Origin of the sequence: Lysinibacillus fusiformis, from assembly GCF_002845985.1 — a bacterium.
Taxonomy (GTDB): domain Bacteria; phylum Bacillota; class Bacilli; order Bacillales_A; family Planococcaceae; genus Lysinibacillus; species Lysinibacillus fusiformis_D.
The window spans coordinates 107,975-120,728 of record NZ_PDFK01000003.1 but is presented as its reverse complement, the minus strand read 5'-3'; the positions used below and the strand labels follow the sequence as shown (position 1 = coordinate 120,728).

Annotated in this window: 7 protein-coding genes and 2 pseudogenes; all 9 read right to left on the bottom strand. The window is 33.5% G+C overall.

Translation table 11 applies throughout. The annotated features are described in order from the left end of the window. Window positions 1-391: 391 nt before the first annotated feature. A pseudogene (locus CRI88_RS11285) lies at window positions 392-535 on the bottom strand (GTP-binding protein); the annotation flags it as partial. Window positions 536-686: 151 nt separating this feature from the next. Further along, window positions 687-835 (bottom strand): annotated as a pseudogene (rpmG, locus tag CRI88_RS22835) (50S ribosomal protein L33). A 632-nt stretch (window positions 836-1,467) separates the two neighbouring features. Beyond that, window positions 1,468-2,544, bottom strand: a complete 1,077-nt coding sequence (locus CRI88_RS11275) for an EAL domain-containing protein (RefSeq protein ID WP_089932228.1) — start codon at window positions 2,542-2,544, stop codon at window positions 1,468-1,470. A gap of 232 nt (window positions 2,545-2,776) precedes the next feature. Next, a complete protein-coding gene (locus tag CRI88_RS11270) occupies window positions 2,777-4,513 on the bottom strand; it encodes a methyl-accepting chemotaxis protein (RefSeq protein WP_089932230.1) in 1,737 nt (578 codons plus the stop codon). A gap of 85 nt (window positions 4,514-4,598) precedes the next feature. Next, window positions 4,599-6,044, bottom strand: coding sequence for a sensor histidine kinase (locus CRI88_RS11265; RefSeq protein WP_089932231.1), 1,446 nt, complete (start codon window positions 6,042-6,044; stop codon window positions 4,599-4,601). Beyond that, window positions 6,037-6,699 (bottom strand): response regulator transcription factor, encoded by a 663-nt coding sequence (locus tag CRI88_RS11260; protein ID WP_058843104.1) that lies wholly within the window; start codon window positions 6,697-6,699, stop codon window positions 6,037-6,039. Before CRI88_RS11260 ends, CRI88_RS11265 begins: the two co-directional genes overlap by 8 nt. Window positions 6,700-7,410: 711 nt before the next feature. Beyond that, complete coding sequence (locus CRI88_RS11255) at window positions 7,411-8,457, bottom strand: Fic family protein (RefSeq protein WP_058843103.1); 1,047 nt, start codon at window positions 8,455-8,457, stop codon at window positions 7,411-7,413. A gap of 505 nt (window positions 8,458-8,962) precedes the next feature. After that, window positions 8,963-9,922 (bottom strand): ETX/MTX2 family pore-forming toxin, encoded by a 960-nt coding sequence (locus tag CRI88_RS11250; RefSeq protein ID WP_082673669.1) that lies wholly within the window; start codon window positions 9,920-9,922, stop codon window positions 8,963-8,965. A gap of 493 nt (window positions 9,923-10,415) precedes the next feature. Next, complete coding sequence (locus CRI88_RS11245) at window positions 10,416-12,371, bottom strand: AraC family transcriptional regulator (RefSeq protein ID WP_089932233.1); 1,956 nt, start codon at window positions 12,369-12,371, stop codon at window positions 10,416-10,418. Window positions 12,372-12,754 lie beyond the last annotated feature (383 nt).

The following is a 12,754-nucleotide window of genomic DNA, read 5'->3' as shown; positions in this document are numbered from 1 at the left end:
TTATGTTTCTGTATTTCATTTATTAATCTTCCAAAAAACAAACAAATAGGCCCATTAGACATTTCAATTAGTATCTTCTATTCATGATTTGACTGCCTCTTTTCAATAAGTATTACCTTTAGGTCAAATTCCTTCATAACATTTCTCGCAATACTACTGGGAACTTTATTTTATTTCTATTTCATAATCTTTTTATGTACCTCTCTTAGACTGTTATTTCACTATTAAGCTAAATGTAAATATAGAAAAATTACTCTATTTTAAAATGGGTATTTTACAATGGGAAGCAGTTCATAGTCTTAATAACAGAGGATTCTACATGGATCTCACACGATTCCAAAGCTTAATGATATGAGGGGTATAAAAGTAAGATGAATGCTATCTAAAAGTAATCGGCATCAATGTTAATTTCACTCATATCATTTACAATGACTGCCATTTTTAAATCTTTTGTATTCGATAACAAATTATTAAGTATTGTTGTTTTACCAGCCCCTAAATAACCACTTAATGATGTAACTGTGATTTTATCCATGTTAAAACTAATAAATAGTAATCATTACGATTTGAAACATATTTTAGTTAATCATATTTCTAATCATATTGCAAGTATTTTTTTAAATTAAAAACACTTTTAGAAGACTCGAAAATTACTGACGAATCTTTCTAAAAGCGTTTTTACTTTATTATTTAGTTTCTCGGCGAAACGTACACGTTTTAGTCGGGGAGAATACTTTTTTAATTCTAATCGTTCTGGGTTATTTCGTTTATTTTTAGTCGTAATACAATTTTTATCACCTGTTTCTGTACATGCTAAAGTAATATTGACTCTCATTTCTAACACTTCATAATTAGTAATGATTACGCTTTGAATGGCAGTTCATTATAATTACTTCGTCAAGGGATCTAATTTCATATTTCATAAAATTTATCAATTCTTATTGGAATTGATAGATGTTTCTTATTAATTTTAGATCAGTCACTTATTTGAATGATAAGCTAACAATCCATATAGATTTTGATAAATCCCTTAAAATAACCTCATAAATAAAAAGGTTATTTTATTAACTTACGCTTTTCTCATCATAAATACACAAAAATATTAGAATTGTTTACGTTATTTGAGAAAGGAGTTTTCTTATTTCAGAAAAGCGCCCTAGTTGTTTTATCGCCTCCTCTTTCGTTAATGTCTCTGCTTCTGCTTAGTTAAAAATGACTTGTACCTTCTCTTTTGAAATCTCATTAGCGTTAGCTGGTTACTCACTTGATCTACCACAAATTCACTACTTCCAATAATTTGAGTTGGGGACTTTGCTGCAAATGCAGAAAATATAGTATCAAAAGTAGTAGCAACCAATCTCATGTTCTTTTTATAATATTTCATTTCCTTTTAAGGTGTATTTTGTCTTACAAGTTAATCCTATATGTGCAGTTACACTGGAGTTCCCTTTTTGCTTCATTGTCTATCTAGTAAGCATTCATAAATAGCATCAATTCATTTATAGTGAGGGGTTTAGATACGTAATAGCCCTGTATTGAATCATATTCGGCCTCTGATATGGAATTAAGCTGCTCAACGCTTTCTACTCCTTCTATAATCACTTTTAAATCTAGTGTTTTGATAAATTTTGTAAGCAATGCAACTACCTTTTTATTTGAGTTGCCCTCAATAAACAATCTATCTAATTTCACCCCATCTAGAGGAAACAGCGAAATATATTGAAAATTGGAATAGCCAGAACCAAAATCATCAATTAATAAAATATGACCACGTTCACGAATAATTTTTAAATTTTCTCTCGCCTCGATTCCCATTAGGGTTTCCTCCGTTAATTCAAAAGCAATTCGTTTATTGTTCGTAAAATTAATGTCATCCAAATGCTCCATTAGCCAAGTGATATCATTGATTAATGAAGCGGTTAAATTAATCGAGACATAAACTATCTCATTATATCTTTTCAACAAATCAACAGCTTTATTAATAATATTCTTAGTTAACTTTATCAAACTCTCATTATCTAACATCGGAATAAAAACACCTGGTGATATCGAACCTAGTTCTTCGCATTTCCACCTGCTTAGTGCTTCAAAGGATAATTGCCCACCATTGTGCAATATGGGTTGGAAAACGATTTCAAACTCTTTCGATAGTAAACATTCCTGTGAAATGGGTGCTTTTACAGCATTACTATCCTTATTTTGCGAATAGACTTGTCTAACGTAATTTAACGCTGGAAGCCTTCTATCTTGTACATATAGATAGTGTGTCCTTACATAATCAATATGTGATAAATCATTAATAATGGAAAGAGCCTGCGACTGAACATTACAGACTACTATATATTCCTTATCAAATACTCTGTAACATTCAACCTCTGTTTGATACATTGCTAATTCTCTCTTAACCTCATCTATACAATTAAAAGTATCTACATTATGCCAACTTATGATTGTAATATATACTAATGCGAAAGATTTTTTATTTTCAATACTCGTCAATACAAACTTACGATTTGATTCAAATTTTGTTATCCCAGTCTCCATCCTAATTCCTCCAATTATTATCAAAAAATTACTATACATATAATATATTTTATAAAGTGAATCTGTAGTTGGCGTGTATTGAATGTGAAGTTTATGTGGAGCACTAATAACTGGTTAAAAGTGGATAATTCAGCTCTTTTACTTGCACAAAAAAAGAGCTAACAAATCACCACTTCAAGAAATTTGCTAGCTCACTATATTTAGTTTAAATGGCTGCCTTTACAACCTTTATTTATTCATCCGTTTTAAAGTTCGATACTAAATTTTGAAGCTCTTGCGACATCTCTGCTAAAGAACGGGATGCAAATGTCATCTCAATCATCGTAGCAGATTGTTCTTCCGCTGCCGCTACGACTTGTTGTGTATAGCTTGATGACTGATTGCTAACATCTTTTACTTTCCATATTTCATTTACAAGAATGTCTGTATTCCCACTAATATCTTGAATTTCTGTAGAGACAGATGCTAGTTTATTGTTAATCAGGTCTACATCAAATGCGATTTCTTCAAATGTTTTCCCCGCATTCGCAACATAATTTATCCCCTTTTCCACTACCATTTTTCCTTCATTGACAGTTTGTACTGTATTTTGTGTATTCATTTGAATATCACCTATTAAAGCAGAAATGTTGTTAGCTGCATTGCCTGATTCCTCTGCTAATTTCCTCACTTCATCTGCAACAACAGCAAATCCTTTCCCTTGTTCTCCTGCTCGTGCTGCTTCAATTGCTGCGTTTAAAGCTAGTAAATTGGTTTGAGCTGCAATGCTAGTAATGACATTAATAATCTCACCAATCTCTTGTGATTTACTTTCAAGCAATTGCATTGCTTCAGTCGTCACGATGTTCTGGCTATTAATTTGATTCATTTGTTCCACTGTCTGTGTAATGACTTCATTACCATAAAGAGAAACCTTAGAAGTTTCAATGGATAGATCGCTTAATTCTTTAATATTTTTCGTAATTTCTGTGATGCTTGATGATATCTGTAAAACTGAATGATTTGCTTCCTCCATACCAGCCAGTTGCTTTTCTTGCCCTGTAGAAATTTCTTGAATAGCCTTAGTAATTTCATCTGAGGCCATGCTTGTTTGTTCACTACTCGCAGTGAGTTGTTCAGATGTAGCTGCCACATGTTCGGCTGAACTTGAAACGGATTCAATCATACCTCTTAAATTTGTAGTCATCGTATTAATTCCTGTCGCTAAATGACCTAACTCATCTTTATTTTGAACTTTTAGATGCTTAAAGGTTAAATCTTGATTAGCAATCTTTTGAACACTATCAGTGACCATCTGAACTGGAATTGCTAAATGTCTTGAAAATAAAAATATAACGATTAAACCTATAACAACACTACTAGCAAGTGTAATCATAATCGTATGTTGAATTAACTGAACGCCATGATTAAATGATGCCATGAAGCTACTAGCACTTACCACCCAACCCCAGTTCGGATCTAAAGCGCTATAGGCTATTTTGTCTTCTTCTGTATCAGGTTGGTTCGGTAATGCTCTAGCGTAATATGTAAAACCCCCACCCTTTTCTGCTGCTTTTATCATATCTTGTATCATATAAATTCCGTTACTATCAACGCTCTCCCAAGCATTTTTCCCTTCTGAGAAAGGATGGGCTATTCTTTGACCATCTAATCCGTAAATAGCAAAATAGCCGTCCTCACCTAAATCAACATGAGTAGTTATTTTACGGGTACCATCACTATGTAAATCGCCAATTAAATGTTGTTTTACTTTTTCTTGAGCATCCTCTAACGATATTTCTCCCGTTTGAACGGCATAATTCATTGCATCAATTAACTGAAGTGCCATTTCAACATTATTTTTTAGCATTTTTTCTCCCATATCATCCAAGTGCTCTTTAGCAGAATAATAACTGCTTACGCCGATAATTAAGCTTGGAATGAATAAGAGGCTTAATGTAATCACAATTAACTTTGCCCTGATCTTCATTATCTATCTATCTCCTATCTTCAAGTGAATCAAGATTCCTGTTTCATTCGGTTCTAAAATTTGAGCTGCCCTTCGTAACAATTATTTACCTTTCAGGAAATGTCACTAAAAATTGAATACCATTCTCCATATTATCCACTGAATAATTAATAGAGAGTGATTGAAATATTTGTTTGACAATATATAAGCCTAAGCCACTGCCACCAGTGTTCCTATTTCTTGATTTTTCGATTCTATAAAAAGGCTGAAACAATTGTTGTAGTTCGTCTGCTTTTATTTGTATACCTGTATTAATGATTTGGATTTGAATCTGGTTTTGTTTTGAATCCTCCGTCAATGCTAAATATACAGTTTCTCCCTGTGGTGAATACATAATTGCATTATGGATAATATTTTTTAATGCTTTTTCTAATAAATCACTGTCTGTAAATACGTAATTATCTGGTGGGATTTTGTTAATGATTCTAATATTTTTCTGAGATGCAAAAAAAGCGAGGTCCTTCGTAATAGTCTCAATTAAATCTAGGAGATTTATTTCTCTTGCTTGGATTTTAAATGTATCTTGTTCTAGTTTGGACATACTTAAAATTTCACGGACGAGTTGTTCTGTTCTTTCAATAATTTTACGGTTTTTTTCTAAATAGTAGTCACGATTTTGATAAGGTCCGATATTATAAATCATCCCTTCTATATAACCTTTCATGACAGTGAGTGGCGTTTTTAATTCATGTGCAACTGTAGTGAAAAACTCCCTACGTTTTGTTTCGATTTTTCTTTCTCTTTCAATATCATCTTTTAATTGCTCATTTGCTATTTGTAAATCATTCATTGTCTTTTGCAAGTTATTCGACATTTCATTTAAGCTATTAGATAATTCCTCTAACTCATCATTGGAACGAACTACTATATTTTCGGAAAAATCAAGGTTTGCCATCTTTTGCGCACGCTCATTTATATAAAGGAGTGGTTTTGTAATAAATCTTGAATATAGATAGGCACTGCCCAATCCAATACCCACTACTATGATGCTAATATAAGGGAGAAAACGTACTAAGACCTGTGAAGCTTCATCGATAGGTTGAAATGTAGCAAATACATTCACGATTAAATTACCTTCATCTAGAAATTGAATGGGGAAAGATTTATGAAATGCATTTACTGTTTCTTCATTTTGTAATGGTGTTGTTTTTCCAGTAATAATTGGTGGCGGCGAATTTCCCTGAATCATGAACGAAGGTGAGTAGATAATATTTCCGTCCTTTTCTTGTAGGTAAATGATGGCATTATTTTCTTTGGAGTACTCGTCCAAAAGATTTTTTGCATGTTCTAATTTTATTTTTTCTGATTTTTTAATGATGTCGACCATACCTGATTGGAGTTGGTTTGTTTTATATTGTTCGTAAAATGTCGGAAGGAAGAAGTATAATGTTAAATAAATTAATACTGCAAAAGATAGCAATATAAGAGAAGTAATCATAAAAAGTTTATAGGTTATTTTTTTCATCTTCATGATGTCTACAATCCTACTCATCAATTTTATATCCAATACCCTTGACTGTTTTAATATAGGGTATATTTAATTTTTTTCTTAAATTTTTTATATGTGTATCAATCATCCGTGTTTCTCCTGAATAATCATATCCCCAAACTTTTTCTACAATGATTTCTCTAGTAAGTACTTTTTTTTCGTTATGAAGTAATAGTTGTAAAATCTCGAATTCCTTTGTCGTTAAAGATATTTCCTCTTTATTTACATAAGCTTTGTATCCGTCACAATCAACATTAAGTTCATTAAAATGTAAATCGTTACCCCGATTTTTATAATTGCTTCTTCTGAGAATGGCTTGTACACGTCTAATCAACACATGAAATGAGAATGGCTTCGTTATATAATCGTCAATACCAAGATCAAAGCCCTTCATTTGATCTTGTTCTTCTTCTAATGCCGTTAGGAAAATAATCGGTATATTAGATTGACTACGAATCATTTTGGCTACTTCAAATCCATTTAGATTTGGCATCATCACATCAAGAAGAATTAAATCAAAGGGTTGAGTATTTAATTTCTTTATTCCCTCTACTCCATCTGACGCCACCGCTAAAGTATAATTTTGTGTCTTCAAAAACTGCTTAATTAATTCTTGAATTTCTAAATCATCTTCTATTACAAGAATCTTGTAGTTCATTAAGATCTCCCCCTAGTTAGCCATTATAACCACGCAATCTGTAGTTTATGTGAAGATACCTCGTTTTTTCTAAAAAAATATAAATGAACCCTACGATTATAGTCATACTTAGATTTCATAAAAATAAGTTCCATCATAGAATAAAATTCCCCCAAATATCCACAGGCTTAATCTTGAATCTGCTGATTTTTTTGGAGGAATGTATTCTTCATCATGACATGGAATTTTTATAAAATAGAACTCTTTCATCTTTGTATAATCATTAAAGAAAAGGAGATGTTGCCCCCTGCTAGAAATGAGTGGATTCTGCTAATACTGAATGTATGTTTGAAAAAATTTATTTTCATATCACCTTGATCGTCCAACTAAATTCGACCTATTTGGCGTCAATATGGAGAACGTGGAATTCTTATCTAGAGATATAATAAGGGAGTTTATGTGAGTCAATAGAAACTAAAACGTGTCCACTTAGATTAGATGGCATCAAACAAGAGGAGTATCATTAGGAGGTGGTATAACATAAAATGACCAACGTTTTACAACCAATACGATTTGTTATTTTTCTCAGTTAGTTTTTAGCACATTTCGTTTTCATTCCTACCATTTGCACAGTGGTTGAACGTGAAGCATGGATAAGTGACTTGGCCAGTGTAATTCCAATATTCCTTTTCGCATTACTACTATTTTTTCTGACTTAGTAGCCCTCCGACTTCAAGATTTGACTTTCATCCAGCACGCATTTCTCCCTTTTGAAATCAGTTTAATTTCACCACCTACTTGTAAATCAGTTAAAGCTTTACTAATTGTACTTTCGGCTATATCAGGATAAATACTTCGAATGTATTCTTTTGTAAAGGGTTGTTCTTGATTAAGAATAAAATTCTGAATTCGCTCTATCTTAGTATGTCTGCATATAGAATCCCGTATTCTGTTATGTAGATTTTTATAAGCCTCTAAAATAATAGATAAGAATGTTTTTAACCAGAAGCTCATATTATGCCCATTACAATACCAATTTACCGATGATTGATAGACGGCTTCATAGTATTCTGCCTCTCTTTTCTTGATATATTCATCTAAACAAACATATTTAACAAATGTATGTCCGCTTTTTACTAGTAATAATTGCATTAACATAAGCATTAATCTACCATTACCTTGACTAAATGGGATTATACAATAAAGATTGAATATAAAACGAGCTATCAATATAAGTGTAGGTAACTCTTTTTTATGGTTTAATACATTGTACTGGTTGCATAATTGTTCTACAGCCATTGGGATATTTTCAGGAGGAAGAGGACGATAAACAATCGTGTGCATCCCTTTCTCCGGAATTCCCGGGATAGAGAATGGCTTTTGACGCCATTTTGCACCGTCAGAGGTAATAAAATGAACTAATTGAAAATGCAATTCTTGTATAGTATCTGGACTAATAGAGAAAGCACTAGATTTTTCATGTACAAGTGTCAGCGTTTCATAATAACAAAATATCGCATCTTCTGAGATCGATTGGGGTATCATATCTTCTAAAATAAGTTCTTTTAAGCGCTTATTAGAAACTTTTATATCTTCATATACCGAAACATAGTTTTTTATATATTGTAGTGGCATCGCTTTTGCAAGCCTAGTGAACATATCAGGTCTTTGCTCTTGATAAGCGGTCAACTTTCCTTTATATTCACTAATTTCACTAACTAAGTTTATTATTTGTTGCTCACCACTATTTATATATTGATCTTCGAAAAAATTTCTCATGTGGTTCCTCCTTTCTTGGAAATCATGTTGCTTTTCCTTTGTTACAATCATACAGATTATTATTTTCAATTGCGAATCTTCATTAAATTAAACAAAAATACTAAAAATAACATCGTTTATTATTCTATATTGGTTCATTCACTGTATAAATGTAGCGCAATTAGAAGATAAATACGCATAATTCTTATCGGTCCATTCGTTTAAATATAAAAATGTCACAAAAAATAATTCATATGCTTTAGGCAAGAATATCGAAGTATTTCTCCCAGGGTAAATTTCACAAAAAATGAAGTCAACCTGAACGATAAGGATTGATTTAGTGTTTTCCAAGAGCGTTTTGTTCACAAAGTTGATTGATAATCTATCGTTTCGATTGCCATTCATTGTAACATACCTATAGCTATAAAAATTTTGATAATGTAAAATGTTATCCAATTTTTAGAGGCAATATAAAAATGCAATACCCTTACTTTTAATACGCTAAGGGTATTGCATGCTTCTATTCTTATTCAATTATTTTAGTAGCCACAGAAAGGGTTTCAAAATTAACAGGAATTTTTTTTGTTTCTATTGTTACGGGCTTTTTCGAATCTGTAATATCTGTTATTTTAGCATATAAACGTGTACCGAATTCTGTGCTAAATCGTCCTTCGCCCGTCGCTCTAATTCCAAATCGATCATTTCCTTCTGCATTATCTCTAATTACGCGTTCAAATCCTTGAGTATCTGAAGCAAAGTTCATGGCAGAATATAAAAGTTGAGGGCTCATCGGTAAATTATTGTAATAATAAGTAGCGTCCCCATATAAATCTGCATTCAGTCTGTTTCTGCCCGATATTGTTATTTTTTCAAATACATACTCAACTTTATATTTTTTCCCTGCTGGAACAGGAAATCCTTGTGGAGGCACAGTGAACTTTCTAACTTGTGATTTCTCTGTAGTGTTTGAAGTGGACATATTATAATCAACACTAAAACTTTGCGAAGCTGAGACCATCATTACAGATAGGGTTGCATTGTAGTTATATCCAAATGTCCAACCTGAAGTATTGGTTGTACTAGTCATTTCCTTAAATTCATGCTCATATCCACTAGTAAATAACGTTACCTCATGCCCTAGATTATTTTCTAAAATATTTTCTCCAATTGTCAAAATTTGAGCGTTTTCAATCATAGACCCTTCTATAATATTACCGTTTAATTCGGTATCTTTTATATGGTGGTATCTATATTCTGTACCATCAAAAGCAGCACTGATCAGCATCTTTTTCACTCTTTCATCAATATCTTGATAGGCACTATTTTTATTTTGACTTTGTTCAGCCGCTTTTATGTTGCTTGAAACAACTCCAATATTATTCCCCGTCAGTCCTTGATTTTCAGAAGCACTTGCATTATTAGAAAAGGGACCGCCTGCCAATAAAGTACTTGTTACTACACCATACAGTATTATTTTATTTTTCATTGTGAAACCCTCCTACTAAATATTTTTATTAAATATCTAATATTAATAGATTATCTAATGTAAATATAATATTAAATGTCACTAATTTTTACAAAATAGGATTAAAACTATCCTTTATAAAGAAATATGAATTGAATTTAATATTTTTTTAATCGTTTCTATCTCTAAATATATTGTTTATTTTGTATTTAGGGCAGAAGGAGGCAATAAAATAATAGAAGATATTATCAATTGTCATAATTTATTGATTTTTTCACCCTCATAACACTTTAGCAAGAAATTGGCAAACAGCAGACGAGGTAATCTATACATAGGAAATTGCGACAAGGGAAGGCTCTAGAAAGCAACTTTTAATGGGTTACTTTCTAGAGCCTTGTTAGGAATCTGTAAAGGGATTAAATTCATTTTAAATAATAGAGGAAAACGAGATTATGAAGAAGACAATATTTTTCAGCTACTTGGTCTAAATAAGTCAGTTCTTACACTACAATATCTATTTTGTTTTGGCAGCTTCCAGAATCCAATTAGCTAAATTGTCTATTTGTCCTTCTACAGCAATTGGGTCTCGAAACCATGACTGGCTTTCAGTCCACAAGAATACTTTTCCATCGCGAATCGCAGGCAGGTTACCCCAAATCGGATCAGCCTGTAGTTCCTCCAATGTCGATTCTGTTGTTAAAACCAAATAATCTCCAGTATATTCAGGAAGCAATTCCAGTGAAAATTCATAAAATGATTCAGCTAGCATATGTTCGGGAATCGTAGCAGGCGGATTCGCGCCCAATATTTCATACATGATTCGACCACCTCGTCCAGACTTCGGTCCGAATAAGAATACCTTTCCATCATACTCCTGCATGATGGAGACGGTCTCTCCCTCATCAAGTACAGCTTGAACTTCATCATGTAGCTTACTTGTGCGACTCTCAAAATCGGTAATCCATTGTTCAGCGACATCCTTTTTGTCTAATAAATCACCGAAATATCGCATTTCCTCCTGAATACTTTCAAAGCTATTATACGGCATAGCCACTGTTGGCGCGATGAGCGAATATTTGTCCACTGTTTCTTCTTTATTAATATTTGTAATGATTAAATCTGGTTTCAAATCAACCAGTGCTTCAAGCGAATCTCCCACATTAGTGACACCGTCAAGCATCCCTTCTAAATACGGACTTTCCATCAATAAAAAATCAGATGCCACTGGTTGGACGTCTAGTGCCAACACGGTACCTAAAAATGCCGATGCTGCTACACGTTGTGGATGCGCAGGCACTTCCACATCTCCGAGAGCGGTCTTAATTGTTCGCATTTCGATATTGGCAGGTGCTTCTGCATTCACTTGATCAGACTTTGCTGCGCCACTATTTCCCTTTGTCCCTTCTGATGATGTCCCACATGCTGATGTAACCATTGTTAGACACAATAGTGTCATCGCTAACATATTTTTTTTACTCATTGCCATATCATTTCCTCCATCTAACATTAATTGATAATGAATATCATTACCATTTAAATGATACATGGCTGGATGTGGAGCAACAATGGACAAATCTGTCCAATTCATAGTATCTTTCGAACCTACAAACTGGTATTGCCTGCGATATTCCCCTGGAGTTATACCTGTTTGTTTCTTAAACATACGGTTAAAATAGACTGTGTCTGGATAACCCACATAAGCAGCTATTTCTTGTAGTGTCGCTTCGGTATCACACAGCAAATTTCGTGCCAAGTCTATGCGTAATCGAATCGTATAATCAAGTGGGCTGCATCCCATCTGCTCTTTAAATTTCCTTGAAACATACTGTGGGGTGTAATTCATTTGATGGGCCAACTGCTCCATGGAAATCATTTCACGATAATTCCTTGCGATATAGCGGACAACTTGTTCAGCCAAGGTTGGGGCGTGTGCAAGCTCCATCCGCTCCTGTAACGCTGCATGGACGAAACGGATGAACTCCCCCTTAGCCTTCAATCTTCTTAATTCATGGACATCCTTCATGTCTTTCTCTTTGTCTATTTGCCCATTATCTATTTGTTGCCAATCGCTCAACATTGTTTCTAGCCTCTCCAACATAACGAGCGGTTCGGATGGCGACACTGCCCAACTTTTCATAAATGGATTGTCTGTTTGCATCATCATATGAAACTCCCGCAATGCTGAAGCTGGCAAAGAAGCATTGTATAAAACCATGTAGATGTCAAGAAAGTCAGTAGATTGAACCGTTATCCGCTGCCCCTTGCCGATATGTATTAAATGAAACCGTTCGGATAGCCATACTTCATCGTTTACCCACAGCTCAGCCCGTCCATTTGCCACAAACATAAACGTGCTTGCTGGTGTTACATAATTACGAATTTCGTCACCACGCCCAAGTCGTTTTACCCGAATGTCCAGTACACGAATGACGACTTGATTCCACAGTTGAATTTCTTCGCTTATATTCATAATATTGCCACGAAATGAACATTATTGATCCTGTCCATTAGATTGCTCCTTCCCTTAGATCATACAGCTTCAATGATTATCATTCTCATTCAGATTTACAACATAACAAATACTATTTGAGGATGTCAAGGCAAGCAAAAATACTTTATCCAACTATACCTCTTGCAAAATTTTCCCCGCCTCAGACATATTTTTTGTCGGCTGCACAGCAATTCGCCTGTTTGAACAATCTCTTGAACACATAAGCTAGCCAGCTTTATCCTATTCTTCACCTAATCCCATTGTGATTCTAGAAGAGAAAATTCATCAGTCATAATAGATAAATCCGCTCTCCTTTTTTAGTTTATAATGTCTACTTCTTAATGCATTGATGTGTTAGATAA

Excerpts from the sequence above, each read along its gene's own strand:
- CRI88_RS11275 (WP_089932228.1), bottom strand. The coding sequence starts at position 2,544 with ATGGAGACTGGGATAACAAAATTTGAATCAAATCGTAAGTTTGTATTG.
- CRI88_RS11270 (WP_089932230.1), bottom strand. The coding sequence starts at position 4,513 with ATGAAGATCAGGGCAAAGTTAATTGTGATTACATTAAGCCTCTTATTC.
- CRI88_RS11265 (WP_089932231.1), bottom strand. The coding sequence starts at position 6,044 with ATGAGTAGGATTGTAGACATCATGAAGATGAAAAAAATAACCTATAAA.
- CRI88_RS11260 (WP_058843104.1), bottom strand. The coding sequence starts at position 6,699 with ATGAACTACAAGATTCTTGTAATAGAAGATGATTTAGAAATTCAAGAA.
- CRI88_RS11255 (WP_058843103.1), bottom strand. The coding sequence starts at position 8,457 with ATGAGAAATTTTTTCGAAGATCAATATATAAATAGTGGTGAGCAACAA.
- CRI88_RS11250 (WP_082673669.1), bottom strand. The coding sequence starts at position 9,922 with ATGAAAAATAAAATAATACTGTATGGTGTAGTAACAAGTACTTTATTG.
- CRI88_RS11245 (WP_089932233.1), bottom strand. The coding sequence starts at position 12,371 with ATGAATATAAGCGAAGAAATTCAACTGTGGAATCAAGTCGTCATTCGT.